The sequence below is a fragment of the Pseudomonas sp. GM41(2012) genome, from assembly GCF_000282315.2.
GTDB lineage: Bacteria > Pseudomonadota > Gammaproteobacteria > Pseudomonadales > Pseudomonadaceae > Aquipseudomonas.
Genome location: NZ_AKJN02000007.1, coordinates 669,947 through 696,451 on the forward strand (window position 1 = coordinate 669,947; position 26,505 = coordinate 696,451).

Annotated in this window: 22 protein-coding genes; 12 read left to right on the forward strand and 10 right to left on the reverse strand. The window is 60.0% G+C overall.

Features of this window, described 5'->3' with window-relative positions:
* Positions 1–10: 10 nt before the first annotated feature.
* The 6 genes from PMI27_RS11450 (at position 11) to PMI27_RS11425 (ending at position 7,456) form a co-directional block, all read left to right on the forward strand.
* Positions 11–340 (forward strand): sarcosine oxidase subunit delta, encoded by a 330-nt coding sequence (locus tag PMI27_RS11450; protein ID WP_008147095.1) that lies wholly within the window; start codon positions 11–13, stop codon positions 338–340.
* Positions 337–3,354: a sarcosine oxidase subunit alpha gene (locus PMI27_RS11445; RefSeq protein WP_008147097.1), complete on the forward strand. Its 3,018-nt coding sequence runs from the start codon at positions 337–339 to the stop codon at positions 3,352–3,354. The genes PMI27_RS11450 and PMI27_RS11445 overlap by 4 nt, the downstream gene beginning before the upstream one ends.
* Before the next feature lie 148 nt (positions 3,355–3,502).
* Positions 3,503–4,135, forward strand: coding sequence for a sarcosine oxidase subunit gamma (locus PMI27_RS11440; RefSeq protein ID WP_008147099.1), 633 nt, complete (start codon positions 3,503–3,505; stop codon positions 4,133–4,135).
* 299 nt (positions 4,136–4,434) lie between these two features.
* Positions 4,435–5,292 carry a formyltetrahydrofolate deformylase gene (purU, locus tag PMI27_RS11435; RefSeq protein ID WP_008147101.1) on the forward strand — a complete coding sequence of 286 codons (858 nt, stop codon included), beginning with the start codon at positions 4,435–4,437 and terminating at the stop codon, positions 5,290–5,292.
* Positions 5,293–5,501: 209 nt separating this feature from the next.
* Positions 5,502–6,701 (forward strand): formaldehyde dehydrogenase, glutathione-independent, encoded by a 1,200-nt coding sequence (gene fdhA, locus PMI27_RS11430; protein WP_008147103.1) that lies wholly within the window; start codon positions 5,502–5,504, stop codon positions 6,699–6,701.
* Positions 6,702–6,904: 203 nt separating this feature from the next.
* The gene (locus PMI27_RS11425; RefSeq protein ID WP_008147106.1) at positions 6,905–7,456 is read left to right on the forward strand and encodes a DUF2780 domain-containing protein; all 552 of its coding nucleotides are present in this window, start codon (positions 6,905–6,907) and stop codon (positions 7,454–7,456) included.
* Between the two features lies 1 nt (position 7,457).
* On the opposite strand, the gene PMI27_RS11420 is transcribed toward PMI27_RS11425, so the two are convergent.
* Positions 7,458–8,345 carry an acyltransferase gene (locus PMI27_RS11420; RefSeq protein ID WP_008147107.1) on the reverse strand — a complete coding sequence of 296 codons (888 nt, stop codon included), beginning with the start codon at positions 8,343–8,345 and terminating at the stop codon, positions 7,458–7,460.
* 300 nt (positions 8,346–8,645) lie between these two features.
* On the opposite strand from PMI27_RS11420, the gene rloA2 reads away from it, so the two are divergent.
* The 4 genes from rloA2 to creD all read left to right on the forward strand — a co-directional run bounded on the left by rloA2 (position 8,646) and on the right by creD (position 12,970).
* A complete protein-coding gene (rloA2, locus tag PMI27_RS11415) occupies positions 8,646–9,152 on the forward strand; it encodes a retropepsin-like aspartic peptidase RloA2 (protein WP_033053442.1) in 507 nt (168 codons plus the stop codon).
* A gap of 74 nt (positions 9,153–9,226) precedes the next feature.
* Entirely contained in the window at positions 9,227–9,907 is a 681-nt protein-coding gene (creB, locus tag PMI27_RS11410) for a two-component system response regulator CreB (protein ID WP_008147111.1), read from the forward strand.
* Positions 9,907–11,328, forward strand: a complete 1,422-nt coding sequence (gene creC, locus PMI27_RS11405; RefSeq protein WP_008147113.1) for a two-component system sensor histidine kinase CreC — start codon at positions 9,907–9,909, stop codon at positions 11,326–11,328. The genes creB and creC overlap by 1 nt, the downstream gene beginning before the upstream one ends.
* 271 nt (positions 11,329–11,599) lie before the next feature.
* Positions 11,600–12,970, forward strand: coding sequence for a cell envelope integrity protein CreD (gene creD, locus PMI27_RS11400; RefSeq protein ID WP_008147115.1), 1,371 nt, complete (start codon positions 11,600–11,602; stop codon positions 12,968–12,970).
* Positions 12,971–13,180: 210 nt separating this feature from the next.
* On the opposite strand, the gene PMI27_RS11395 is transcribed toward creD, so the two are convergent.
* The 8 genes from PMI27_RS11395 to PMI27_RS11365 all read right to left on the reverse strand — a co-directional run bounded on the left by PMI27_RS11395 (position 13,181) and on the right by PMI27_RS11365 (position 22,454).
* Entirely contained in the window at positions 13,181–13,810 is a 630-nt protein-coding gene (locus PMI27_RS11395) for a glutathione S-transferase (RefSeq protein ID WP_008147120.1), read from the reverse strand.
* A 156-nt stretch (positions 13,811–13,966) separates the two neighbouring features.
* Positions 13,967–14,146 (reverse strand): hypothetical protein, encoded by a 180-nt coding sequence (locus tag PMI27_RS11390; RefSeq protein ID WP_008147122.1) that lies wholly within the window; start codon positions 14,144–14,146, stop codon positions 13,967–13,969.
* The gene (locus tag PMI27_RS11385; protein WP_008147124.1) at positions 14,143–15,273 is read right to left on the reverse strand and encodes a PepSY-associated TM helix domain-containing protein; all 1,131 of its coding nucleotides are present in this window, start codon (positions 15,271–15,273) and stop codon (positions 14,143–14,145) included. Before PMI27_RS11385 ends, PMI27_RS11390 begins: the two co-directional genes overlap by 4 nt.
* 72 nt (positions 15,274–15,345) lie before the next feature.
* Positions 15,346–17,775, reverse strand: a complete 2,430-nt coding sequence (locus tag PMI27_RS11380) for a TonB-dependent siderophore receptor (RefSeq protein WP_008147126.1) — start codon at positions 17,773–17,775, stop codon at positions 15,346–15,348.
* A 227-nt stretch (positions 17,776–18,002) separates the two neighbouring features.
* Positions 18,003–18,977 carry a FecR domain-containing protein gene (locus PMI27_RS11375; protein WP_008147128.1) on the reverse strand — a complete coding sequence of 325 codons (975 nt, stop codon included), beginning with the start codon at positions 18,975–18,977 and terminating at the stop codon, positions 18,003–18,005.
* Positions 18,974–19,492, reverse strand: coding sequence for an RNA polymerase sigma factor (locus PMI27_RS0229530; RefSeq protein WP_033053398.1), 519 nt, complete (start codon positions 19,490–19,492; stop codon positions 18,974–18,976). The genes PMI27_RS11375 and PMI27_RS0229530 overlap by 4 nt, the downstream gene beginning before the upstream one ends.
* A 317-nt stretch (positions 19,493–19,809) precedes the next feature.
* Positions 19,810–20,517 carry a 3'-5' exonuclease gene (locus PMI27_RS11370; protein WP_008147132.1) on the reverse strand — a complete coding sequence of 236 codons (708 nt, stop codon included), beginning with the start codon at positions 20,515–20,517 and terminating at the stop codon, positions 19,810–19,812.
* Complete coding sequence (locus PMI27_RS11365) at positions 20,514–22,454, reverse strand: putative nucleotidyltransferase substrate binding domain-containing protein (RefSeq protein WP_033053399.1); 1,941 nt, start codon at positions 22,452–22,454, stop codon at positions 20,514–20,516. Before PMI27_RS11365 ends, PMI27_RS11370 begins: the two co-directional genes overlap by 4 nt.
* A gap of 253 nt (positions 22,455–22,707) precedes the next feature.
* Here PMI27_RS11365 and PMI27_RS11360 point away from each other — a divergent pair, with 253 nt between their 5' ends.
* A complete protein-coding gene (locus PMI27_RS11360; protein WP_008147136.1) occupies positions 22,708–23,154 on the forward strand; it encodes a response regulator in 447 nt (148 codons plus the stop codon).
* A gap of 70 nt (positions 23,155–23,224) precedes the next feature.
* On the opposite strand, the gene PMI27_RS11355 is transcribed toward PMI27_RS11360, so the two are convergent.
* Positions 23,225–25,402, reverse strand: coding sequence for a malate synthase G (locus tag PMI27_RS11355; protein WP_008147138.1), 2,178 nt, complete (start codon positions 25,400–25,402; stop codon positions 23,225–23,227).
* A gap of 570 nt (positions 25,403–25,972) precedes the next feature.
* Here PMI27_RS11355 and PMI27_RS11350 point away from each other — a divergent pair.
* The gene (locus PMI27_RS11350) at positions 25,973–26,491 is read left to right on the forward strand and encodes a glycine cleavage system protein R (protein WP_008147140.1); all 519 of its coding nucleotides are present in this window, start codon (positions 25,973–25,975) and stop codon (positions 26,489–26,491) included.
* Positions 26,492–26,505: the final 14 nt, after the last annotated feature.

The following is a 26,505-nucleotide window of genomic DNA, read 5'->3' on the forward strand; positions in this document are numbered from 1 at the left end:
AGAAATCCCCATGTTGCATATCTTCTGTCCTCACTGCGGCGAACTGCGCTCCGAAGAGGAATTCCACGCATCCGGCCAGGCGCACATCCCGCGTCCACTGGATCCGACCAACTGCACCGACGAGGAGTGGGGCGACTACATGTTCTTCCGCGATAACCCTCGCGGTCTGCACCACGAGCTGTGGGATCACGTCGCCGGTTGCCGTCAGTACTTCAACGCCACCCGTGACACCGTGACCTACGAGATTCTCGAAACTTACAAGATCGGCACCAAGCCACAATTCACCGACAAGACCGATAGCCCGAAAGCGGCCGCCACGGCTCTGGGAGAGAAGGTATGAGCCAGATCAATCGCCTGTCCAACGGCGGACGGATCGACCGCAACAAAGTGCTGAGCTTCACCTTCAACGGCCAGGTCTACAAAGGCTTTGAAGGCGATTCCCTGGCCGCGGCCTTGCTGGCCAACGGTGTCGATATCATCGGTCGCAGCTTCAAGTATTCCCGTCCGCGCGGCATCTTCGCCGCCGGTGCAGAAGAGCCGAACGCCGTACTGCAAATTGGCGCGACTGAAGCCACGCAGATCCCGAACGTACGCGCCACGCAACAAGCGCTGTATCAAGGTTTGGTCGCCACCAGCACCAACGGCTGGCCGAGCGTGAACAACGACATGATGGGGATTCTCGGCAAGGTCGGCGGCAAGCTGATGCCGCCGGGCTTCTACTACAAAACCTTCATGTACCCGCAATCGTTCTGGATGACTTACGAGAAGTACATTCGTAAGGCTGCTGGTCTTGGCCGCTCGCCGACCGAGAACGATCCGGACACCTACGACTACATGAACCAGCACTGCGACGTGCTGATCGTCGGTGGTGGCCCTGCTGGCCTGGCCGCTGCACTGGCGGCTGCGCGCAGCGGTGCCCGTGTGATCCTCGCCGATGAACAGGAAGAGTTCGGCGGCAGCCTGCTCGATTCCCGCGAAAGCCTCGACGGCAAGCCTGCTGCCGAATGGATCGCCAGCGTCATCGCCGAACTGAAAGACACCCCGGACGTGCTGCTGTTGCCGCGCGCCACGGTCAACGGTTACCACGACCATAACTTCCTGACCATTCACGAGCGCCTGACCGATCACCTCGGCGATCGCGCCCCAATTGGCCAGGTCCGTCAGCGCATCCACCGCGTTCGCGCCAAGCGTGTAGTGCTGGCGACCGGCGCTCACGAGCGTCCACTGGTTTACGGCAACAACGACGTGCCGGGCAACATGCTCGCCGGCGCTGTGTCGACTTACGTGCGCCGTTACGGCGTGGCACCGGGCAAAAAACTGGTGCTGTCGACCAACAACGATCACGCCTATCGCGTTGCACTGGATTGGCTCGACGCCAGTCTGCAAGTCGTCGCCATCGCCGATGCCCGCAGCAATCCGCGCGGTGCGCTGGTTGAAGAAGCACGGGCCAAAGGCATTCGCATCCTGACCGGTAGCGCCGTGATCGAGACGCGTGGCAGCAAGCACGTGACCGCCGCTCGCGTTGCCGCGATCGACGTAAAAGCGCACACCGTGACCAGTCCTGGTGAGTGGCTCGATTGCGACCTGGTTGCCAGCTCCGGCGGTTACAGCCCGGTGGTTCACTTGGCCTCGCACCTGGGCGGCAAGCCGATCTGGCGTGAAGACATCCTCGGTTTCGTACCGGGTGAAGCACCGCAGAAACGCGTGTGCGTCGGTGGCATCAACGGCGTCTACGGCCTCGGCGATTCCCTGGCCGATGGTTTTGAAGGCGGCGCTCGCGCCGCTGCAGAAGCCGGGTTCCAAACGGTCGAAGGCGTACTGCCGAAAGCCCTGAGTCGTCTCGAAGAGCCGACTCTGGCGCTGTTCCAGGTGCCCCATGAAAAAGCTACCGCACGTGCGCCGAAGCAATTCGTCGACCTGCAAAACGACGTCACCGCCGCCGCCATCGAACTGGCGACCCGCGAAGGCTTCGAGTCGGTCGAGCACGTCAAACGCTACACCGCACTGGGCTTCGGCACTGACCAGGGCAAGCTCGGCAACGTCAACGGTCTGGCCATCGCCGCCCGTTCGCTGAACGTGACCATCCCGCAGATGGGCACCACCATGTTCCGTCCGAACTACACGCCGGTAACATTTGGCGCTGTAGCCGGCCGTCACTGTGGGCACATCTTCGAGCCGGTGCGTTTCACTGCGCTGCATCACTGGCACGTGAAGAACGGCGCCGAGTTCGAAGACGTCGGTCAATGGAAGCGTCCGTGGTACTTCCCGAAAAACGGTGAAGACCTGCACACCGCCGTGAAGCGCGAGTGCAAAGCCGTGCGCGACAGCGTCGGCCTGCTGGACGCTTCGACCCTGGGCAAAATCGACATCCAGGGCCCGGATTCGCGTGAGTTCCTCAACCGCATCTACACCAACGCCTGGACCAAGCTCGACGTGGGCAAGGCCCGCTACGGCCTGATGTGCAAAGAAGACGGCATGGTGTTCGACGACGGCGTGACTGCATGCCTTGCCGACAACCACTTCGTGATGACCACCACCACCGGCGGCGCTGCACGCGTGCTGCAATGGCTGGAAATCTACCACCAGACCGAATGGCCAGACCTGAAGGTGTACTTCACGTCCGTGACGGATCACTGGGCAACCATGACCCTGTCCGGGCCGAACAGCCGCAAGCTGCTCAGCGAAGTCACCGACATCGACCTGAGCAACGAAGCCTTCCCGTTCATGACCTGGAAAGAAGGTCTGGTCGGTGGTGTGCCGGCGCGGGTGTTCCGGATTTCGTTTACCGGTGAACTGTCGTACGAAGTCAACGTTCAGGCCGACTACGCGATGGGCGTTCTGGAAAAAATCGTCGAGGCCGGGAAGAAGTACAACCTGACCCCGTACGGCACCGAAACCATGCACGTGCTGCGGGCCGAGAAGGGCTTCATCATCGTCGGTCAGGACACTGACAGCTCGATGACCCCGGACGACCTGAACATGGGCTGGTGTGTCGGTCGCACCAAACCGTTCTCGTGGATTGGCCAGCGTGGCATGAACCGCGAAGACTGCGTGCGTGATCAACGCAAACAGTTGGTCGGTCTGAAGCCGATCGATCCGACCAAATGGCTGCCGGAAGGGGCGCAACTGGTGTTCAACACCAAGCAAGCCATCCCAATGACCATGGTCGGTCACGTGACCTCCAGCTACTTGCACAACTCCCTGGGCTATTCGTTTGCCATGGGTGTGGTCAAGGGCGGCTTGAAGCGCATGGGTGAGCGTGTGTTCGCACCGCTGGCCGATGGCAGCGTGATCGAGGCGGAAATCGTTTCTTCGGTGTTCTTCGATCCGAAAGGCGATCGCCAGAACATCTAATGGCTTCGGGTCCTGTGGGGTGCCTGCTACCGCCATCGCGAGCAGGCTCGCTCCCACAGGAGATCGCGGTCAAATGTGGGAGCGAGCCTGCTCGCGATGGCGGCAGAACAGCCTCCACAGGACCAACAGAATTTAGGAAAGGTGCTTTATGACCGCAGCCAATGTTTACCAACAACGCCCAACCACTGGGGCCAAGGCCGAGTCGTCGCTGCATCACGCCGACCTCGCCAGCCTGGTGGGCAAGGGCCGCAAAAGCGCCGGCGTGATCGTGCGTGAGAAAAAACTCCTCGGCCACCTGACCATTCGTGGCGATGGCCACGATGCCGCGTTCGCTGCCGGTGTGCACAAAGCCCTCGGTATCGAATTGCCGGGCGCGCTGACTGTCGTCGTCAAAGGCGAAACCAGCCTGCAATGGATGGGGCCGGATGAATGGCTGCTGATCGTGCCGACCGGTGAAGAATTTGCCGCCGAGAAGAAACTGCGTGAAGCGCTGGGCGACCTGCACATCGCAATCACCAACGTCAGCGGCGGCCAGCAGCTCCTCGAACTGAGCGGCCCGAACGTGCGCCAGGTGCTGATGAAGTCCACCAGCTACGACGTGCACCCCAACAGCTTCCCGGTGGGCAAGGCTGTGGGCACGGTGTTTGCCAAGTCGCAACTGGTGATTCGTCATACCGCCGAAGACACCTGGGAACTGCTGATTCGTCGCAGCTTCTCGGATTACTGGTGGTTGTGGTTGCAGGATGCGGCGGCTGAGTACGGGTTGAGTGTTCAGGCTTAAAGGGGTTTGAGTTGGCTTCGATATTGAGGCTGGCTTTAGATCGACCCCTCACCCCAACCCTCCCGAAACGTCGGACCGCCCCAGAGGGGAGAGGGGGAAAGGGGGCAGATCTCCAGTGTTTTCGATGTTTAGGTTCGACTTGGAAGCGCTTTTATAGAACCTGAGTTCAACTCGGTATTTCAGGTCGATGTAGCTCCAAGAGCAACTCGGGTCAGTCCCCTCGCCCCTTTGGGGAGAGGGTTAGGGTGAGGGGGTGGATTTCCCTGACACCCAGCACAATGAACAGGAGTCACCGCACTATGAGCCGCGCCCCAGACACATGGATTCTGACCGCCGACTGCCCAAGCGTCCTCGGCACCGTGGACGCGGTGACCCGCTTTCTGTTCGAGCAGGGCTGCTACGTCACTGAGCACCATTCCTTCGATGATCGGCTTTCGGGCCGTTTCTTCATTCGCGTGGAATTCCGCCAGCCCGACGGCTTTGACGAACAAGCCTTCCGCGCCGGCCTCGAAGAACGCGGCCAAGCCTTTGGCATGATCTTCGAACTGACCGCGCCGAACTATCGGCCGAAAGTGGTGATCATGGTCTCCAAGGCCGATCACTGCCTCAACGATTTGCTCTACCGCCAGCGCATCGGCCAGTTGTCGATGGACGTGGCCGCCGTGGTTTCCAACCACCCGGACCTCAAGCCGTTGGCGGACTGGCATCAGATTCCGTACTACCACTTCCCGCTGGACCCGAACGACAAACCGTCGCAGGAGCGTCAGGTCTGGCAGGTGATTGAAGAGTCCGGCGCCGAACTGGTGATCCTTGCCCGTTACATGCAAGTCCTGTCGCCAGAGCTGTGCCGCAAACTCGACGGCAAGGCGATCAACATCCATCACTCCTTGCTGCCGGGTTTCAAGGGCGCCAAGCCCTATCACCAGGCCTACAACAAGGGCGTGAAACTGGTCGGCGCCACGGCGCACTACATCAACAACGACCTGGACGAGGGGCCGATCATCGCCCAGGGCGTAGAGGCTGTGGACCACAGTCATTACCCGGAAGATTTGATCGCCAAGGGGCGGGATATCGAAGGGCTGACCCTGGCCAGGGCCGTTGGTTATCACATTGAACGAAGGGTTTTCCTGAACGCCAATCGCACTGTCGTTCTTTAGATCGCCATCGCGAGCAGGCTCACTCCCACAGGGGATTTGTGTCTGCCCACAGATCTCAGACACACCAAAGATCCATTGTGGGAGCGAGCCTGCTCGCGATGAGGCCCTGACAAACAACGCAAGACACACAAGCAATAACCCGAGCAATCAACGCGCCGCCGCTCCATGGCGACGCGACCGCTACATAAAAACAACAGCGAGGTGAAAGCATGTCTGGCAATCGTGGTGTGGTGTATCTCGGCAATGGCAAAGTCGAAATACAGAAAATCGACTATCCGAAAATGCAGGACCCGCGCGGCAGGAAGATTAATCACGCTGTCATCCTGCGTGTGGTGTCCACCAACATCTGTGGTTCCGACCAGCACATGGTGCGCGGTCGTACTACAGCTCAAACCGGCCTGGTACTGGGTCACGAAATCACCGGTGAAGTGATCGAGAAGGGCAGCGACGTCGAGAACCTGCAGATCGGCGATCTGGTGTCCGTCCCGTTCAACGTCGCTTGCGGGCGCTGCCGTTCCTGCAAAGAAATGCACACTGGTGTCTGTCTGAGTGTTAACCCGGCGCGTCCGGGCGGTGCTTACGGTTATGTCGACATGGGCGACTGGACCGGCGGTCAGGCTGAATACGCGATGGTGCCGTATGCCGACTTCAACCTGCTGAAACTTCCGGATCGCGACCGCGCGATGGAAAAAATCCGCGACCTGACCTGCCTCTCCGACATCCTGCCGACCGGTTACCACGGCGCAGTGACGGCGGGCGTTGGCCCGGGCAGCACCGTTTACATCGCCGGTGCCGGTCCTGTCGGTCTGGCCGCTGCCGCTTCCGCTCGCCTGTTGGGCGCGGCTGTGGTGATCATCGGTGACGTCAACACCGTCCGCCTGGCGCACGCCAAGGCTCAGGGTTTTGAAATCGCCGACCTGTCCCTGGACACCCCGCTGCACGAACAAATCGCTGCACTGCTGGGCGAGCCAGAAGTGGATTGCGCCATCGACGCCGTGGGCTTCGAAGCGCGTGGTCACGGTCATGACGGCGTGAAACACGAGGCTCCGGCCACCGTGCTTAACTCGCTGATGGGCGTGGTTCGGGTGGCTGGCAAAATCGGTATCCCGGGCTTGTACGTGACTGAAGATCCGGGTGCAGTCGACGCCGCCGCGAAGATGGGCAGCCTGAGCATCCGCTTCGGTCTGGGCTGGGCCAAATCCCACAGCTTCCACACGGGCCAGACGCCAGTGATGAAGTACAACCGCCAGCTGATGCAGGCGATCATGTGGGACCGTATCCACATTGCCGACATCGTGGGTGTTGAGGTGATCAGCCTCGATGACGCGCCACGTGGTTATGGCGAGTTCGATGCGGGCGTGCCGAAGAAGTTTGTGATCGATCCGCACAAACTGTTCAGCGCAGCGTAAGGCCTTCAGGCAAAACAAAACGGCGACCCTCGGGTCGCCGTTTTTTATGGCCGGAATGATCGTTCCCACGCTCGGTCCATTCTTTTTCGACTGTTCGTCGGGGGCTAGCCAAGACTCGGAACAATCCCCCAGGATGCCAGTCCAAACCATGGTTTTCCGCCGCCCATTGCCGGGTGGTTTTCATGGCACTTGAGGATGTCTGGATGAAGATTTCACGCGGTTTTGCACTGGCTTCGCTGATGTGTCTGGCGGCCAGTCCGGTCTTTGCTCAGTTCAGCCTGTTCGATGCGGCCAATGCCCTCTCCGGCACGCAGGACGATGACGCCGCCGCAGCCGCGCCGACCGCGCAGACGGCCGATCTGCTGAGTGCGCTCAGCCAATTGAACGTGACGACAGAACAAGCCATTGGCGGTGCCGGGGCGATGCTCGGTCTGGCGAAGAATCAATTGAGTTCGACCGACTACTCAGAATTGGCCAAAAGCGTGCCCGGAATCGACTTGCTGTCGAGTGGCGGTGAACTGGGCGTCCTCAGCGGCTTGCTTGGCTCGTCCGGTAAAACGGCAGGTCTGGACAACCTCTTGGGCAACGTGAGTAACACCAACGACCTGAACAGTGCCTTCAACGCATTGGGCATGGACACTGGCATGATCGGCCTGTTTGCCCCCGTGCTCCTTCAATTTTTCGGTCAGCAAGGCGTCGGCGGTTCACTGCTGACAAACCTGGGCGGGATCTGGGGCGCAGGCACCGGTACCTGATTCAGCGGCGCTCGGCGCGCAACGCGTCGATGCGCAGGTCCTTCTCGATCCAGAGCTGGTTGACCCAGTTCTGGATGGTTTCGCGAAACTGCGAATCGTTTTCGTAATCGCCCTGCCACAGCGCCGGGTCAAGTTCGCGGGTCTTGATGTCGATGATGACCCTCGGCACGTTGCCGCTGAGCAAATCCCAGAACCCCGGAATCGTCTGCTGCGGATACACCACCGTCACATCGAGGACGGCGTCCAGCTGTTCGCCCATTGCCGCCAATACAAACGCCACGCCACCAGCCTTGGGCCTGAGCAGGTGGGTGAAGGGTGATTGCTGCTGGGCACTTTTCGCCGCGGTATAGCGTGTGCCTTCCAGGTAATTGACCACCGTCACTGGTTGACGCTTGTACAACTCGCACGCCGCTTTGGTGATCTCCAGGTCCTTGCCGGCCAACTCTGGGTGCTTCGCCAGGAATGCCTTGGTGTAGCGTTTCATGAACGGGTAATCCAGCGCCCACCATGCCAACCCGAGAAACGGCACCCAGATCAGCTCTTTCTTGAGGAAGAACTTGAAGAACGGCGTGCGGCGATTCAGGGTCTGGATCAGCGCCGGGATATCGACCCAGGATTGATGGTTGCTGATCACCAGATACGACGTGTCGACCCGCAGATCATCACCGCCACGGATGTCCCATTGCGTGGGGATGCACAGGCGGAAAATCAGCTTGTCGATTTCGGCCCAGGTCTCGGCGATCCCCATCACCGTCCATGAGGCGTAATCACGCAAGCGCCCGGGCAGGACCAGTTTGAGCAAGGCGAACACCATCAGCGGCCCGAACAGGGCCAGGGTGTTGAGCAACAGCAGGAGGGTAACGAAACAGCCGGTGAGCAGGCGGCGCATAGGTAACTCTTGAAAGCTTTTGGGCGCGCAATGATAAGCAGCTTCGGACGGCAGGCCAAATCGGTGACGACGAATGTTTCACCTTTACGTGGTTATGCTGGTCCTGTCGTGATCATCCCGGGCCCCATCGCGAGCAGGCTCGCTCCCACAGGATTTGTGTGTTGAACACATGAACTGTGAACAATAGAGATCCCTGTGGGAGCGAGCCTGCTCGCGAAAGATCTGAAGAACGAACGAATTCCCTACTGGCGGTCTAAAATTCCGCGTTCGACGCCCCAATTGCCCAAGGAAGCCCATTACGTGAAATCCCTCCTTGCACTGCTTTCCCTCGTGGCCCTGCCGGTCCTGGCTGCTGAGCCGACCCTGTACGGGCGCTACGAATACATCGCGCTGCCGGAAATCGGTGGCGAAGTCCTCAAGGCCAAGATGGACACCGGCGCCCTGACCGCGTCGCTGTCGGCCAAAGACATCGAAACCTTCACCCGTGATGGCGACGAGTGGGTGCGTTTCCGCCTCGCTACCAAAGGCGCGAGCAACAAGGTCTACGAGCACAAGGTTGCGCGGATCAGCAAGATCAAGACTCGCTCCGAAGAAGACGAGGACGACAAAGAAGCGGTCGAACCCACCAAGCGTCCGGTGGTTGATCTGGAACTGTGCCTGGGCAACGTCAAGCGCACCGTGGAGGTCAACCTCACCGACCGCAGCAGCTTCAACTACCCTTTGTTGATCGGTGCCAAAGCCTTGCGTGAGTTCGGCGCGGCGGTGAACCCGGCACGGCGCTTTACCGCGGACAAACCCGACTGCTGATTTCAAGTGGTCTCATTGACGTGACGTGAGCCTTGGGGCACCGTTCGCCCACTTAACTCCCGGGCTCGGACGCCATGCCTCATATCCTGATTGTCGAAGACGAAGCGGCGATTGCCGACACCCTGATTTTCGCCTTGCAGGGCGAGGGCTTCACCACCACCTGGCTGAGCCTTGGCGCCGCGGCGCTTGAGCATCAGCGCCAGACTCCGGCCGACCTGATCATTCTCGACATTGGTCTGCCGGACATCAGCGGCTTCGAGACCTGCAAGCAATTGCGCCGTTTCAGCGAAGTGCCGGTGATCTTCCTCAGCGCCCGGGATGCTGAAATCGATCGCGTCGTGGGCCTGGAAATCGGTGCCGACGATTACGTGGTCAAGCCGTTCAGCCCAAGGGAAGTGGCGGCGCGGGTCCGGGCGATTCTCAAACGCATGGCGCCGCGAGCGACCGCCGAGGTGGCATCGGCACTGTTTCGCATCGACAGCGAACGGGTGCAGATCAGCTATCGCGGTCAGCTTCTAACCCTGACCCGCCATGAGTTCCGCCTGCTGCAATGCCTGCTGGACCAACCCGAACGCGTCTTCAGCCGCGAGCAATTACTTGATGCGCTGGGCGTCGCTGCAGATGCCGGGTACGAGCGCAGCATCGACAGCCACATCAAGAGCGTGCGCGCCAAATTGCGTCAGGTGAAGGCCGACGCGGAACCAATCCAGACCCATCGCGGACTTGGCTACAGCTACAGCCCGGGGCGTAGCTGATGCCTCTCGGAATCCGGATTTTTCTGGTTTATGTGCTGTTTATCGGCCTGACCGGTTATTTCGTGCTGAACACCGTGATGGAAGAAATCCGTCCCGGCGTGCGCCAGTCCACCGAAGAAACGCTGGTCGACACCGCCAATCTCATGGCCGAGATCCTGCGCGATGACTTCAAGGCCGGCACCCTGAATCAGAACCGCTGGCCCGAGCTACTCAAGGCTTATGGCGAACGGCAACCGAAGGCGAGCATCTGGGGCTTGCCGAAGAATCAGGTCAACCACCGCATCTACGTCACCGATGCCAAGGGCATTGTGGTGCTGGACTCCAGCGGCATGGCAGTGGGGCAGGACTACTCGCGCTGGAACGACGTTTTACTGACCCTGCGAGGCGAATACGGCGCTCGTTCCAGCCGCAGCGATCCGGACGATCCGAACTCCTCGGTAATGCACGTCGGTGCCCCGATTCGCGACAACGGCCAGATCATCGGTGTGGTCACCGTGGCCAAACCCAACAGCTCGTTGCAGCCATACGTTGATCGCACCGAACGGCGATTGCTCGCCTGGGGGGCGGGGTTGATCGGCCTCGGTCTGCTGTTTGGCGCGCTGTTGTCGTGGTGGTTGAGCGCGGCGCTGCGGCGGCTGACTGCTTACGCTCAGGCCGTCAGTGAAGGCCGGCGGGTCGAGGTTCCGCACTACCGTGGCGGCGAACTGGAACAACTGGCGACGGCGGTGGAGCAGATGCGCACGCAACTCGAAGGCAAAGCCTACGTCGAGCGTTACGTGCACACCTTGACCCACGAACTGAAAAGCCCGCTGGCGGCGATTCGTGGTGCGGCGGAGTTGCTGCAAGGCGAGATGCCGCTGGCCCAGCAACAGCGTTTTGTCAGCAACATCGACAGCGAAAGTGCGCGAATGCAGCAGTTGATCGAACGCCTGTTGAATCTGGCCCTGGTCGAGCAACGCCAAGGGCTGGAGGAACGGGTGGCGGTGCCGCTGGCGAAGTTGGTGGATGAATTGCTGAGCGCTCAGGCGGCGCGTATCGAAGGCAAGCAGTTGCGCGTGGAACAAACCATTGCAGCGGATCTGGTGCTGACCGGTGAACCGTTCCTGTTGCGTCAGGCGCTGGGCAATCTGCTGGAGAATGCGTTGGATTTCACGCCTGCAACGGGCGTGTTGCGATTCAGTGCCGCAAAGGTCGGTGAGCAAATCGAATTCAAACTTTTTAACCAGGCCGAGGCGATTCCCGACTATGCGTTACCGCGGTTGAGCGAACGATTCTATTCGCTGCCGCGCCCGGACAGCGGGCGCAAGAGCACGGGGCTGGGGCTTAACTTCGTTGAAGAGGTGGTTAAGTTGCATGGTGGCGCGGTTAGCGTCGGTAATGTCGATGGTGGTGTTCAAGTCATATTGCGTATGCCTGCTTAGATCCACCCCTCACCCCAGCCCTCTCCCCACAGGGGAGAGGGGGAAAGGGAGCCGATCTCCATGGTTTTCAAATCCTGAGTTCGACTCGATACCTCAGGTCGATGTAACTCGAAAGAACACACCGGTCAGTCCCCTCTACCCCCTGGGGAGAGGGTTAGGGTGAGGGGTGGTTTTCCTTGCCGAAAACACTCTCCACAAAGTCTCCACATTCCCCCCACAAATCCCCCACACATCGATCCCAGACTCTCCCCATCCAAACAGGGAGAGTCCCATGAACCGCAGCCTGACCCTAAAACTCGGGGCAATTGCCCTTCTGATTCTGTTGTTGCTGATCCCGCTCCTGATGATTAACGGTGTGATCCAGGATCGCCAGCGACTGCGCGACGGCGTGCTCGAAGACATCGCCCGCAGCTCCAGCTACAGCCAGCAACTGAGCGGTCCGATCATGGTGGTGCCGTATCGCAAAGTGGTGCGGATCTGGAAGACCAATGAGAAAACCAACAAGCGCTACCAGGAAACCGGCGAAGAACGCGGCCATCTGTATTTCCTGCCGGAGCGTTTCGAGCTCGACGGCAACGTGCAGACCGAGTTGCGCTCGCGGGGTATTTACGAGGCGCGGCTGTACCACGCCGACAACCACATCAGCGGCCTGTTTTCGATTCCCGCGCAGCTGGGCATCAAGGAAGATTTCGCCGACTATCAGTTTGATCAAGCGTTTCTGACGATAGGCATCAGCGATATCCGCGGGATCGAAAATGCCCTGAAACTGGACCTTAATGGTCAGAGTCTGGACTTTGAACCGGGCACGCAGCTGGGTTGGCTAGGCGAGGGGGCACACGTCATGTTGCCCGCGCTGGACAGGCACAAAGGCGCGGAACTGGCGTTCGCCTTTGACCTGCGCCTGCAGGGCACCGGCCAGTTGCAGATCACTCCGGTCGGCAAAACCAGCAAGGTGCAACTGGCGGCCAACTGGCCTCACCCGAGCTTTATCGGCAACTACTTGCCGGCTCAGCGTGAAGTCACCGGGACAGGTTTTACCGCGAATTGGCAGACTTCGTTCTTTTCCACCAACCTGGAAGAAGCCTTGACCAACTGCCTGGCCAGCGACCGTTGTGACGAGTTCAAGAGCCGCAACTTCGGGGTGAGTTTCATTGATCCGGTGGATCAGTACCTCAAGAGTGATCGGGCGATCAAATACGCGCTGCTGTTCATTGCCCTGACCTTCGCCGGATTCTTCCTGTTCGAAGTGCTCAAAAGCATGGCCGTGCATCCCATCCAGTACGCGTTGGTGGGGGTGGCGCTGGCGTTTTTCTACCTGTTGCTGCTATCGCTGTCCGAGCACATCGGCTTTGCCCTGGCATACCTGTTGTCGGCGGGCAGCTGTGTGTTGTTGATCGGTTTTTATGTCTGCCATGTGCTGCGCAGCGTGCGTCACGGCTTGAGTTTTTCGGCGGGATTGGCGGCGTTGTATGGCTTGCTCTATGGCTTGCTCAGTGCCGAGGATTACGCGTTGTTGATGGGTTCGCTGCTGTTGTTCGGGTTGTTGGGCGTGTTCATGGTGCTGACCCGCAAACTGGACTGGTATGGGATCGGGCAGAAGTCGGCCAAGCCGTTGGTGTTTGATATCGGGGCGGTGGAATGAGCCGGTCGTTGGGGTTGCGTGAGGATCAGCGGGAAGGGGAAGCGTTGGCGACGCGGATTGCGGTGTTGTTTCCAGTGGATCCGCTGTGGTGCATTCGCGAGCAGGCTCACTCCCACAAGGGATCTCCAGTGAACACAAAATTCGTGCACACAACCGATCAACTGTGGGAGCGGGCTTGCTCGCGAAGAGGCCCTGACAGCCAGTGAAAATCTAAACCTTCGGCATAGTCGCCAGCATCGAGGCCCGCTGACTCACCTCAAAATACCAGTTCGCCAGCTGTGGATTCACCGTGCGCCATTCCAGATCCGGATGGCGCAAATCCAGGTAACCCAACGCACAGGCAACACTGATCGCCGCCACATCGAAATGGCTGGTCAGCTCGGCAATCGCCTCCGCTTCCAGCACGGCCAGGCCGCGACGAATCTTCTCGCGCTGGCCATCGAGCCACTCATCCCAGTGTTTTTCCGGGGCACGCAGGGCGACTTCATAACGAATCAGCACCGCAGCGTCCATGATTCCGTCGGCCAGGGAGGCCAGGGTCAGGCGCCGCCAGCGGGCTGAGCCGTCGCGCGGTATCAGCGGGTTGCCGACGTGCTGGTGGTCGAGGTAATCGAGGATCACCCGGCTGTCATGGATGACGTTGCCATCGGCCAGGCGCAGGGCCGGGATTTTACCCAGCGGGTTGTCTTCGTTGAGCATCAGGTCCGGGCTGACCGGTGTGAGCACGCAGTCTTGCAGCGCCACGCGGTCCTGTTGACCGGTTTCGTGCAGCAGCACCATGACTTTGCGGACGAAGGGCGATAAAGGATTGTGGAACAGGGTCATGCTGGCGGCGGACATGGCAGCGTCTCGGTATGGGCAGTGCTGGGCAGCATAGCGCGTGGATCACGCCACTTGTAGGAGCAAAGCTTGCTCGCGATGGGATCGACTCGGTCATTCAGTCAGACCACGGTGATCCCATCGCGAGCAAGCTTTGCTCCTACAGGTTTGGTGTTGTTAGCGGCGTTGCAGCAGGCCGCGCAGGGCAAGGGCGGCGGGAATGCCCAGGCCAAGCCAGCTCAATGCGTCCCATACACCATCCCCCAGCAACGCGGCAAACAACCCCGCGGCACTGAGCAGGGCGATAACCGTGGGGGTGGAGAACACCTTCCAGAAATTCGACTGCCGCGGCCTCATGCTGGACTCTCCGCGTTTTCGAGCACCGGTTTCACAGCCTTGCGCCGCACCACCCACAGGTAAACCCCGCTGCCGAGCACGATGATGGTCAGCCCATCCAGCGTGGCCCAGAGGATCTTCATCGGCATGCCGCCGTAATCACCGAAGTGCAGCGGTTGAGACATGCCCATGGCGTCCATGTACCACGGGCGTTCGGCCACGGCGGTGACTTGCAGGGTGTTGGCGTCGATCAGCACCGGTGTCAGCAGGTGCGAGGTCAGGTGAGTGCTGCCTTTCATGAACACCGCGTAATGGTGTTCGCTGGAGAAGCGTGTGCCGGGGAAGGCGATGAAGTCTGGCTGCATGCCCGGTGCGACTTCCTTGGCGATGTCGAGCAAACGGGTCGCGGGCGCCAGTTGTGTCAGTGGCGGCGCGTCACGGTACGGCGCGACCATCGCGCTCAGGCTGTCGTTGCGCCACGCGGCGATCAGCAGGTCGGCACAGGCGCTGATGACGCCGGTGACACCGACCACCAAGGCCCAGGTCAAGGTCACCACGCCGATCAGGTTATGCAGATCGAGCCAGCGCAGGCGCGTGGATTTGTCCTGGCGCACGGTGGCGAATTTCAAACGGCGCATGAACGGCAGGTACAGCACCGTCCCGGAGACAATCGCCACCACGAACAGAATGCCCATGAACGCCAGCAGCAACTTGCCCGGCAGACCGGCGAACATGTCCACGTGCAGGCGCAACATGATCATCATGAAGCCGCCGTTGGCCGACGGCATCTCCAGCGCTTCGCCGGTGCGGGCGTCGAGCATGAAGGTGTGAGACGAATTCGGCTCGGTGCCGGCGGTGGCCGCCATGATCGTGATCGCGGCGTTGGGCTCGTCTTCGTCGAAGCCGAAATACTGCATGACCTCGCCGGGACGATGCTTTTCAGCCGCCTGCACCAATTGCTGCAAATTCAGATGCGGGGTGTCCGCCGGCATCGCCTTCAATTCAGCGGCATCGCCCAGCAAATGGTCGATCTCGTGATGGAAGATCAATGGCAGGCCCGTCAGTGCGAGCATCAGCAGGAACACGGTGCAGATCAGGCTGGACCAGGTGTGGACGAAGGACCAGCGGCGAATTGTTTTGCTTTTCATTTCATAGCCTTCAGAAATACCAAAGCCGTCCCTGTCGGACGGCTCGGGTCTTGGGCGTTTCAGGTCAGGCCATTACCACTTGTAAGTGGCACTGGCGACGACGCTGCGTTGGTCGCCGTAGTAGCAGTAGAAGCTGTCGCACGTGGAGATGTAGTCCTTGTCGAACAGGTTGGTGGCGTTCAGTGCCAGGGAGGCGCCTTTGAGACTGTTGTCCAGACGGCCCAGGTCGTAATGAACCGCCGCATCGAACACCGTATAAGCGTCGGCCTTGCCCAGCCAGGTATTGCCCTGGTCGCCGTAGGTGTTGCCGGTATAGCGAGCGCCGGCGCCGATGCCGAAACCGTCCAGCACGCCGTTGTGCCAGGTGTAATCGGTCCACAGGGATGCCTGCTGGTTAGGCATCAGTTGCAGACGATTGCCTTTGAAATCGCCGTTCTGCACTTCGGATTTGGCCAGGGTGTAAGCGGCGATGACCTTGAGGTTCTCGGTGACGTCGGAAACGGCTTCCAGTTCCAGGCCTTTGACTTTCACTTCGCCGGTCTGGCTGGTGACCGAAACGTTGTCCGAGTTGGTCGTGGTGACGGAGACGTTTTTCTGGGTCAGGTCGTAGACCGCAGCGGTCAACAGGGTGCTGCTGCCAGGCGGTTGGTACTTGATGCCCAGTTCCCACTGTTTGCCTTCAGTCGGCTTGAACGAATCGGTCGGCGATGCCGTGGCATTGCTGGTCGGCTGGAACGACTCGGCGTACGACAGGTACGGCACGATGCCGTTGTCGAACACGTAGCTGATCGCCGCGTTGCCGCTGAAGTTCTTGTCGCGCTCGGTATGGGTGGCATCGCCTTTGTTGAAGAATTTGGTGCCGGTGTGGACCCAGTCTTCACGCCCACCCAACGTCAGACGCCATTGGTCGAGGGCCATCTGGTCCTGGACGTACAGGCCGGTCTGGTAGGTTTTCTGGTCGTAGTCATAGAACGCCGCCGAACGTGGCGGACGAACAATGGGCTGGCCATAGATTGGGTTGTTGACGTTGGTGGTCAGACCGTCACCGAAGATCGAGGTGTAGTTGGTGTTGGTGCGCTGATGATCGAGGCCGATCAGCAGAGTGTGGCGGATGTCGCCGGTCGCGAAGTCGCCCTGGAAGTTGTTGTCCACGGCGAACTGGCTGATGTCCTCGTCGACACTGGTGCTCGAGCGGCCAACGTTGCCTTCGGCATCCACCTGGGTGAACGGGTAGGCGCCGGGGGTGAGGGCTTGGAAGGACAAGTCCGATTTGGTGTAACGCAGGTTCTGCTTGAACTGCCAGACATCGTTCAAGCGATGTTCAAAGGCGTAGCCCAGTGCGTAGTAAGTGCGGTCGTAGAATTCCCAGTCCGGGTCGCCCAGGTTTTTATGATGGGAAATCTTGCCGAGCGGCGAATGGATCTTGGTGCCTTGCACCGGCAGGAATTGGCTGGTGATCCCGGTATCGTCACGGGTGAACTGCGTCAGCAGGGTGAATTTGGTGTCTTCGTCGATGTTCCAGGTCAGGCTCGGCGCGATGTTGTAGCGCTTGTTGTCGACGTGGTCGACCTGCGTGCCGCTGTCGCGCACCACACCGCTCAAACCGTAGAGGAACTGGCCTTCGTCATCGATCTTGCCGGTGCTGGCGAAGTTGATCTGGCGATGATTGTCACTGCCGTATTGCACCTGGATTTCGCTGCTCGACTCGGTGCTGGGACGACGGCTGACCATGTCCAGCAAGCCGCCTGGCGGGGTCTGGCCGTAGACCGACGAGGCCGGGCCACGCAGCAGGGCGAGGCGTTCGAGGTTCCAGGTTTCCTGTTTCGGGTTGGCGTACACGCCTTTTGGCAGTGGCAGGCCATCGAGGAATTGCGTCGGTTCGAAACCGCGTACGCGCAGCCAGTCGGCACGGGTGTCGCTGCCGTAGCTGCTGGCGGTGATGCCGGGCATGTAGCGCACCGCGTCATCGAGGCTATGCACATTGCGGTCGTCCATTTGCTCGCGGGTGGCGATCGAAATCGAACGCGGTGCTTCGACCAGCGCGGTATCGGTCTTGGTGCCGGCGGCGGTGCGGGTCGCCAGGTAACCTTGCACCGGTCCCCAGGCACTTTCGGTGTTTTCCACGCCAATGACGGCGGTTTCCGGCAGAGCCATCACGCCTTCAGGCACGGCCACCAGGCTGAAGGTGCCAGTGCTGCTTTGTTCCAGTTGCAGACCGGTGCCGCGCAAGGCTTCGCGCAGGGCGTTGGCTGCGTCGAACTGGCCTTTGACCGGCGCCGAGGTCTTGCCTGCCGCCAGCGATGGATTCAACGACAGCGCCAGACCCGCCTGGCTGGCGATCTGGTTCAGGGTGCTGGCCAATGGCGCGGCCGGCAGGTTGTAGGCGCGAACGCTGGACGCCTGTTCAGCGGCAATCAGCTGACTGCTGGCCAGAGGGGCACAAAGGGCAATGGCAATCGCCAGCAAACTGGGGCGCAACACGGTGTCGAGCGAACGGGACATACAGCGGCTCCTGAATGGAAATATTTCTCAATTGCCTAGGTGCCGGACGAGAATTCAAAAGTGATAGGGCTGATTGAAAATAATTTCGATTCATCATTTGTGGTGGAGCTGATGGCCTCTTCGCGGGCAAGCCTCGCTCCTACAGGGTTTGTGTCGTTCTCGAATAACGCACAAATCTGTAGGAGCGAGGCTTGCCCGCGAAGATGTCGGGTCAGGCACAGCCAAAATCAGGGCTTTGCGTCAGTTTTTGCCGCCACCGTCACCCACCACGGCGTGTGCTGTTCGATCTGCACCGGCAGGGTCGGCAGCAGGGCGTTCAGGGCCAGATCGGTGTCGTGCAGCGGGAAGCTGCCAGTGATGCGCAGGTCGGCGATTTCTGGCGCAACGCCAAGATACCCGCGTCGATAACGACCGAGTTCATGCACCAGGTCTTCCAGCCGTGTGTTGTCCACCACCAGCATGCCGCGGGTCCAGGCATCGGCGCCTAGGTTGAGCGCGACGATCGGCCCGAGGCCATTGCTGCGCATCAGGACTTGCTGGCCTTCACGCAGAATCTGCTCTTCAGGACTTGACTCGGGATGGGCCGCCACCGCCGATTTCAGCACGCTCAGGCGCGTACCTTCTTCTTCACGCTTGACCAGGAACCTTGTCCCCAGTGCACGCATGCTGCCTTCGCGGGTTTCGACGATAAACGGCCGGGCGTCGCCATGACCGGTTTCGACGAGGATTTCCCCTTCCTGGAGAATGATCAGCCGTTGTTTTTCATCGAAACGCACATCCACGGCACTGTGGGTGTTGAGGTTGATCAGCGTGCCGTCAGTCAGGCGCAGGGTGCGTTGCTCACCGGTGGCGGTGCGCTGGTCGGCCAGCCAATAGTCGATCGGCAGATAACGATCACCGGCGAACAACGCCAACCCGATCACCGCGACGATGCTGGCCATGCCGCTGCCGAGTTTGCGCACGCGCCGGCGAATGCTTTCGCGCGATTGCAGTAACGCGGTACGTGCCGGGCCGCTGGCAACGCTGAAGCGCTGGTCGAGCATGCCCAATTGGCGCCAGGCCCGCGCATGCTCTTCGTGGGCAGCATGCCATTTGGCGAACTCTTCGCGCTCCACCGGGTTGCCGGAGTCCAGGGACAACTGCCAGGCAATCGCCGCATCCAGCACCTGCGCGGAGACGGGCTTGGAGCTGACCGGACTCATACCGGCTCACCGTACAACGCGATGTAGCACTGACGAATGCCTTGGGCCAGATACTGACGCACCCGCGGCACTGACACGCCCAGGCGCTGGGCGATTTCGGCGTGGCCGAGACCGTCGAGACGGTTATACAGAAACGCTGCCCGGGCCTTGCTTGAGAGCTTGCCGAGCAGGCGGTCGATGGCTTTGAGGTCTTCGAGGATCAGCTGCTGTTCCTCCACCGACGGTTGTTCACCGGCGGGGATCAGCATCAGTTCGGTGAGGTAGGCCTGTTCCAGCGCGGCGCGGCGGAAATAGTCGAACAGCAGACCCTTGGCAATCGCCACCAGAAACGCTCGCGGTTCACGCGGCTCCTTCAGTTCTTCACGACCCAGCAAACGCACGAAAGTGTCCTGACTCAGGTCTTCGGCCCGTTGCGGACAGGCCACATTGCGTCGAAGCCAGGCCAACAGCCAACCGCGATGGTCGCGATACAACGCACCAACGAGCTCACTTTGAGGGCTTTGGACTGACGACACGCAGCATCACCGATTGGGAAGTGTTAACTAACGAGAATTGTTCGCGATTGTGGCAGAGGCGGGGGAGGTAAGCAATTGGCGCTGGTCGGGTGGGGCGTGGGAGGTTTGTTTGAGTGCACGGCTTGAAATCGACCCCTCACCCTAACCCTCTCCCCAAAGGGGCGAGGGGACAGACTGTGGGTTTCTTTAGAAAATTTGCGACTTGAAATATCGAGATGAACTCAAGTCTTGAAATGCATGGAGATCGGCTCCCTTTCCCCCTCTCCCCATTGGGGAGAGGGTTGGGGTGAGGGGTGGCTCTTGAATTTGCCACTACTTCAAAACGAAGGCGCGCGCTGCCGTCGCTTCCACTGACTCAACCGCTGCTGCAGATTCAACGGACTATGAATCTGCAACTGCCGCGCCCGGCTGAACAGAATCAACGCCAGCTCAGCGGTGGCCAACGCATCGGCACTGGCATTGTGGCGCTCGAACACTTCCAGTTTGAACCAGTCGATCCACTGATCCAGCCCGGCATCGCGAATGTGCGCCTGAGGGCAAAGCAGCGGCGCGATATCAGCTACATCCAGAAACGAATGCTGCAACTTGTAGCCCAGATGATCTTTCAGCGCGCGGCCGAGCATGTGCTGATCGAATGGCGCATGAAACGCCAGCACCGGGCTGTCGCCGACGAACTCCATGAACTCGACCAGGGCCTGAGCCGGATCGCTGCCCGCGGCAATCGCACTCGGCCCCAGGCCATGGATCAACACGCTGGGAGCCAATTTCATGTCGGCGCATTGCAACGTGCGTTCGAACTGCTGGCTGAAATCGATCGCGCCGTCCTCGATCACCACCGCGCCGATGGACAACACCCGATCCCTGTTCAGGTTCAGCCCGGTGGTTTCCAGGTCGAGCACCACCCAGCGCTGTTCGCGCAGGCTGCATTCGCCCAGCTCTGCCGCCGAAGGCAAGCGTTGCAGACGTTGTTGAAGTTCGCCGGGAAGGCTCGGACCTGCCGGGCGCAGCCATGAAAACAGGCTCATAGCTGATACCGCAGGGCCAGGCTGCTTTGCAGGCGTTGTGCCTGGCGCAGGGATTCACGCAGGATCCGTCGATCAAGATGATTGAGGCTGTCCGGATCGACCCGGTTGGAGTAGGGCAAGTTCTCCCGAGTCTGTAGCTGATGTTGCTGCATGCGGGCTTGCTGAATGAAGTGATAGGCCTCTTCGTACGCGGCACCGTCCAGCCGTTCGATGACTTCTTTGTCCACCAGTTGGCGAAAGCGCTCCAGCGTGTTGTTCGCCTCGACGCCATGGGCCAGGGCGAGCAGTCGGGCACCGTCGACAAACGGCGTCAGCCCCTGGATTTTCAAGTCCAGAGTGGCTTTCTCGCCACTCTTGCGAGCCAGTACGAACTCACGGAAACGTCCTACAGGCGGACGATTGCGCAGGGCGTTCTCGGCCATCATCCGTTGGAACAGTCGGTTGTCATTCACCTGATCGAGAATGCCCTGACGCAGCTGCTCGCAGCCTTGCTCGTCGCCCCAGACCACCCGCAAGTCGAAGTAAATGCTCGAACCCAACAGGTTCTCCGGCGTGGCCTCGCGGATAAACGCGGCAAAACGTCGTGACCATTCGGCCCGGGACAGACACAGCTCGGGGTTGCCGGCCATGATGTTGCCCTTGCACAGGGTGAAACCGCAGAGCGCCAGGCTTTGGTTGATCTGCTGGGCGATGGGCAGCAATTTGCCGCGAATCTCGGCGGCGTGGGCCGCGTCCCGGGCTTCGAACAGAATGCCGTTGTCCTGATCGGTGTGCAGCGTCTGTTCGCGGCGGCCTTCGCTACCGAAGCACAGCCAACTAAACGGAATGCCGGGGTCGCCTTTCTCGGCGAGGGTCAGTTCGATCACCCGGCACACGGTGTGGTCGTTGAGCAGGGTGATGATGTGCGTGATCTGGGTTGAAGAGGCACCGTGGGCCAGCATGCGCTCCACCAGTTGGCCGATCTCGCCGCGCATTGCGACCAGATTTTCTACCTTCTGAGCGCTGCGGATAGTCCGCGCCAGATGCACCAGATCGACCCGTTGCAGGGAAAACAGATCACGTTCCGAGACCACGCCGCACAGGCGATGATCCTTCACCAGACAGACGTGGGCGATGTGCCGCTCGGTCATGGCAATTGCCGCATCGAAGGCGCTGTGGTCCGGCGACAGGAAAAACGGCGCCTGGGTCATGTGGCGCTCGATGGCTTCGTTGAAATCGTTAGTGCCGTCGGCCACCACGTGGCGCAGGTCGCGCAGGGTGAAAATCCCCAGCGGCGCTTTATGTTCGTCGACCACCACAATGCTGCCGACCTGCTGCTCATGCATCAGGGTCACGGCCTCACGCAGTGGAGTGGTCGGGCTGCAGGTGACCGGATGACGCATGGCCAATTCGCCCAACCGGGTATTGAGCGAGTACTGGGTGCCGAGGGTTTCCACGGCTTTTTGCTGGACTTGCTGGTTGACCTGATCCAGCAGGCTGCTCACGCCGCGTAGGGCAAAGTCGCGAAACGCGTTGGAAAGCGCGAACAGTTTGATGAACGCCAGCTTGTTCAGCTGTAGGCAAAAAGTGTCTTCGGAGGCCAGGTGTTCGGTACGCGTCGCGCGCTCACCCAGTAGCGCGGCGAGGGGGAAACACTCGCCGGTGGTGATTTCGAAGGTGGTTTCGGTGCCGCCCTTGGCCGTATGGGGGCGTTCACCCACGACCCGGCCTTGCTTGACGATGTAGAAATGCTCAACCGGGCCGTCGGCGGGCTTGAGGATGCTCTCGCCGGGCGCATAAAAACGCAGCTGACACTGCTCGACCAGGTACGCCAGGTGGCCGTGTTCCATCTGATTGAAGGGCGGGAAGCGCTGAAGGAATTGCAAAGTGCCCTGGATGTTCTGCAACACCGCGGTTTTCCCTGCCTGTGTGAAGGCGTCCGCTTTACTCATAACCATTACCGCAGTCTTTTTTGAATTGTTGTTGTCGGATGACTTAGCCATGGTCGGCCCCTGCGCGCGGGGTGCCCATTGGACGTAAGTCTAGGTAGGCAGTGAGGCTGTCGATATTTGGGAAATGTCTGACGCAACTGTGGGAAAAACCTCCTACATTGGCTATAGGAAACTTTTCCGACGACGTGCACATTGAAGGTCTGCTTAGCGATGTCTGACCGATGTGCTAGGGAATAGAAATGAAAACGTAGAGTAAGCCATGTCCGACCACGATATTTTGAGTGACGCCGAGCGCAAGGCGCTGAGTGACGTCATGCTGGAACCTGACCTGCCGCCGCAACGGGTGCTGATCGTCGACGACGATAAAGACGCGCGCGAGTTACTGTCGGAGATTCTGGCGCTGGACGGGGTGCGCTGCATGACTGCCGCCAGTGGCGAAACGGCACTCAAGATGGTGGAGACGATGCCATCGATTGGCCTGGTGATTACCGATCTGCGGATGCGAAATGTCGATGGTCTGGACTTGATCCGCCAGGTCCGTGAATCGGTTCGGGCGGCAATGCCGTTCATCATCGTTTCCGGTGACGCCGACGTGAAAGATGCGATCGCTGCGATGCACTTGAGCGTGGTCGACTTCCTGCTCAAGCCTGTCGATACCGGCAAGCTGTTGGAGCTGGTCAAGCATGAGTTGGGAATAGATGTGTAGGTGATCGTTCCCAAACAAAAAAGCCCTGATCTTTCGATCAGGGCTTTTTTTGTCCGGCGTCAGCGCTTAGTTACAGGCCATTGGCAGCCTTGAACTCGCGGCGGCGACGGTGCAGGACCGGCTCGGTGTAGCCGTTCGGCTGCTTCGTGCCTTCGACCACCAGTTCGACCGCCGCCTGGAAGGCGATGTTGCTGTCGAAGTCAGGTGCCAGCGGACGATACAGCGGGTCATTGGCGTTCTGACGGTCAACCACCGGCGCCATGCGCTTGAGGCTTTCCATGACCTGATCTTCGGTGACGATGCCGTGACGCAGCCAGTTGGCGATGTGCTGGCTGGAAATCCGCAGCGTCGCACGGTCTTCCATCAGGCCGACGTCATTGATGTCCGGCACTTTCGAACAGCCCACGCCCTGGTCGATCCAGCGCACCACATAACCGAGAATGCCCTGGGCGTTGTTATCCAGTTCGTTCTTGATCTGCTCTGCAGTCCAGTCCGGATTGACGGCCAGCGGGATGGTCAGGATGTCGTCCACCGAAGCGCGCGCACGTTTGGCCAACTCGGCCTGACGGGCGAACACATCGACCTTGTGGTAGTGCAGCGCATGCAGCGCGGCAGCGGTCGGCGATGGAACCCACGCAGTGTTGGCACCCGCCAGCGGGTGAGCGATTTTCTGTTCGAGCATCGCTGCCATCAGGTCGGGCATCGCCCACATACCTTTACCGATCTGCGCGCGACCTTGCAGGCCGGTGCTCAAACCGATATCGACGTTCCAGTTCTCGTAGGCGCCGATCCACTTCTCAGCCTTCATGTCCGCCTTGCGCACCATCGGGCCGGCTTCCATGGAGGTGTGGATTTCATCGCCGGTACGGTCGAGGAAACCGGTGTTGATGAACACTACACGCTCGCTGGCAGCCTTGATGCAGGCCTTGAGGTTGACCGTGGTACGGCGCTCCTCGTCCATGATCCCGACTTTCAGCGTGTGACGTGGCAAGCCGAGTACTTCTTCGATGCGACCGAACAGCTCGTTGGTGAACGCGGCTTCTTCCGGGCCGTGCATCTTCGGCTTCACGATGTAGACCGAGCCGGTACGGCTGTTCTTGCGCGAGTTGTTGCCGTTGAGGCTGTGGATGGCCGCGAGGCTGGTGACCAGACCGTCGAGGATGCCTTCCGGCACTTCGTTGCCGTCTTTATCGAGGATCGCGTCGATGGTCATCAGGTGACCGACGTTGCGCACGAACAGCAGCGAACGACCGTGCAGGCTCAGTTCTTTACCATCGACACCGGTGTAAGTGCGGTCGGCGTTCATGGTGCGGGTAAAGGTCTGACCGCCCTTGGAGACTTCTTCCGACAGATCGCCCTTCATCAGGCCGAGCCAGTTACGGTAGATCACCACTTTGTCATCGGCATCGACGGCGGCGACGGAGTCTTCGCAGTCCATGATGGTGGTCAGCGCGGCTTCCATCAGGATGTCTTTGAGGCCGGCAGCATCGGTCTGGCCAACCGGGGTGCTGGCGTCGACCTGGATTTCGAAGTGCAGGCCGTTGTTTTTCAGCAGGATCGCGGTCGGTGCGGCTACATCGCCGTGGAAACCGATCAGCTGTGCATCGTTGCGCAGGCCAGTATTGCTGCCACCTTTAAGGGCGACCACCAGTTTGCCGTCAACGATCTTGTAGCCGGTGGAATCGACGTGAGAGCCGACAGCCAATGGCGCCGCTTCGTCGAGGAAGGCACGGGCGAAGGCGATGACCTTGTCGCCGCGAACCTTGTTGTAGCCTTTGCCTTTTTCCGCGCCGTCAGCTTCGCTGATGGCATCGGTGCCGTAGAGCGCGTCATACAGCGAACCCCAACGGGCGTTCGAGGCATTGAGCGCAAAACGGGCGTTCATCACCGGAACCACAAGCTGTGGACCGGCCATGCGGGCGATTTCGTCATCGACGTTTTGCGTCGTTGCCTGGAAATCAGCCGCTTCTGGCAGCAGATAACCGATGTCTTGCAGGAAGGCTTTATAGGCCACGGCGTCGTGTGGTTGACCGGCACGGGATTGGTGCCAGCCATCGATACGAGCCTGGAAATCATCGCGTTTGGCGAGTAGGGCTTTGTTCTTCGGCGCCAGGTCATGAATGACCTTGTCGGCACCGGCCCAGAACTTATCGGCGGTGAGGCCGGTACCGGGAATGGCTTCGTTGTTCACGAAGTCGAACAGGACTTTGGCGACCTGCAGGCCACCGACTTGAACGTGTTCAGTCATTGCTTGCCTCACTCTGCTCAGCTATTTCGCTTTTCAGCTCTTCAATTTAACAATGAAGCCTCTGGCATTTAAACCACAAACCTGTTGACCAGTACATGCCATTGCGGGCGGCTGGGTTATGACCAATCAACGGCGTTGAGGCCTTGCTGACGGGGCTTTCAGGGTTGTGGCTGCACCTGCGGCAGACATCGATCCAGCGTTATGTAGTGCGCGCTGCGGCATACTACATGATGAATTGCGCTTGTGAAAATTAGACTAATTACGTCGTTCTGCGACGCCATGACGCATTGCAGTCACGTCGGGGAACGGGATGTTCTCAAAAAACTATTGGATTGTTCCAGTTAAATATAAAAAGTTGTACACGATTTGTGTTTTTGCAGCTTCATCCGTGGAGCTCCCATCGCGGGCAAGCCTTGCTCCTACAGGTTTCGGGGAAATCGAAATCGTGTGATTGACGCAGACCCGTAGGAGCAAGGCTTGCCCGCGATGACGTCAGACGATTCAACACCGAATCAACCCTTGCCTATACTTGGTCTTCTATAACAAAAGTCATGACAAGAGGGCTGCGCCATGGACCACCTCGTACTCACTGTATTCGCTCCGGACAAGCCTGGGCAGGTCGAGCGCATTGCCCAATGCATCGCCGAGCACGGCGGTAACTGGCTGGAGAGTCGCATGTCGCGCATGGCCGGGCAGTTCGCCGGGATTCTTCGCGTGGGCGTGCCGGCCGAGGCCTACGATGAATTGGTCGATTCCCTACAGGCGTTGTCCACCCATGGCATTCGCGTGCTGATTGCCGAAAGCGGCATCGAGCAATCCTGCACCTGGAAACCGATAGCCATGGAATTGGTGGGCAATGACCGCCCGGGGATCGTACGCGACATCACGCGTCTGCTGAGTGAGCAGGGGGTAAACCTGGAAAGTCTGGTGACCGAAGTACGTCCGGCGCCGATGAGCAGCGAGCCTTTGTTCCACGCTGAAGCGATTCTCGCAGTGCCGTTGACGCTGTCGTTGGACGTGCTGCAATCGCGCCTGGAAACGCTGGCGGATGATTTGATGGTCGAATTGGTGCTGCGCAGTGAACCCTGAACAGGTTATCCAAG

What these genes read in the sequence shown, in the direction of transcription:
- PMI27_RS11450 (WP_008147095.1), top strand. Translation starts at nt 11, where the DNA reads ATGTTGCATATCTTCTGTCCTCACTGCGGCGAACTGCGCTCCGAAGAG.
- PMI27_RS11445 (WP_008147097.1), top strand. Translation starts at nt 337, where the DNA reads ATGAGCCAGATCAATCGCCTGTCCAACGGCGGACGGATCGACCGCAAC.
- PMI27_RS11440 (WP_008147099.1), top strand. Translation starts at nt 3,503, where the DNA reads ATGACCGCAGCCAATGTTTACCAACAACGCCCAACCACTGGGGCCAAG.
- purU (WP_008147101.1), top strand. Translation starts at nt 4,435, where the DNA reads ATGAGCCGCGCCCCAGACACATGGATTCTGACCGCCGACTGCCCAAGC.
- fdhA (WP_008147103.1), top strand. Translation starts at nt 5,502, where the DNA reads ATGTCTGGCAATCGTGGTGTGGTGTATCTCGGCAATGGCAAAGTCGAA.
- PMI27_RS11425 (WP_008147106.1), top strand. Translation starts at nt 6,905, where the DNA reads ATGAAGATTTCACGCGGTTTTGCACTGGCTTCGCTGATGTGTCTGGCG.
- PMI27_RS11420 (WP_008147107.1), bottom strand. Translation starts at nt 8,345, where the DNA reads ATGCGCCGCCTGCTCACCGGCTGTTTCGTTACCCTCCTGCTGTTGCTC.
- creB (WP_008147111.1), top strand. Translation starts at nt 9,227, where the DNA reads ATGCCTCATATCCTGATTGTCGAAGACGAAGCGGCGATTGCCGACACC.
- creC (WP_008147113.1), top strand. Translation starts at nt 9,907, where the DNA reads ATGCCTCTCGGAATCCGGATTTTTCTGGTTTATGTGCTGTTTATCGGC.
- creD (WP_008147115.1), top strand. Translation starts at nt 11,600, where the DNA reads ATGAACCGCAGCCTGACCCTAAAACTCGGGGCAATTGCCCTTCTGATT.
- PMI27_RS11395 (WP_008147120.1), bottom strand. Translation starts at nt 13,810, where the DNA reads ATGTCCGCCGCCAGCATGACCCTGTTCCACAATCCTTTATCGCCCTTC.
- PMI27_RS11390 (WP_008147122.1), bottom strand. Translation starts at nt 14,146, where the DNA reads ATGAGGCCGCGGCAGTCGAATTTCTGGAAGGTGTTCTCCACCCCCACG.
- PMI27_RS11385 (WP_008147124.1), bottom strand. Translation starts at nt 15,273, where the DNA reads ATGAAAAGCAAAACAATTCGCCGCTGGTCCTTCGTCCACACCTGGTCC.
- PMI27_RS11380 (WP_008147126.1), bottom strand. Translation starts at nt 17,775, where the DNA reads ATGTCCCGTTCGCTCGACACCGTGTTGCGCCCCAGTTTGCTGGCGATT.
- PMI27_RS11375 (WP_008147128.1), bottom strand. Translation starts at nt 18,977, where the DNA reads ATGAGTCCGGTCAGCTCCAAGCCCGTCTCCGCGCAGGTGCTGGATGCG.
- PMI27_RS11370 (WP_008147132.1), bottom strand. Translation starts at nt 20,517, where the DNA reads ATGAGCCTGTTTTCATGGCTGCGCCCGGCAGGTCCGAGCCTTCCCGGC.
- PMI27_RS11365 (WP_033053399.1), bottom strand. Translation starts at nt 22,454, where the DNA reads ATGGTTATGAGTAAAGCGGACGCCTTCACACAGGCAGGGAAAACCGCG.
- PMI27_RS11360 (WP_008147136.1), top strand. Translation starts at nt 22,708, where the DNA reads ATGTCCGACCACGATATTTTGAGTGACGCCGAGCGCAAGGCGCTGAGT.
- PMI27_RS11355 (WP_008147138.1), bottom strand. Translation starts at nt 25,402, where the DNA reads ATGACTGAACACGTTCAAGTCGGTGGCCTGCAGGTCGCCAAAGTCCTG.
- PMI27_RS11350 (WP_008147140.1), top strand. Translation starts at nt 25,973, where the DNA reads ATGGACCACCTCGTACTCACTGTATTCGCTCCGGACAAGCCTGGGCAG.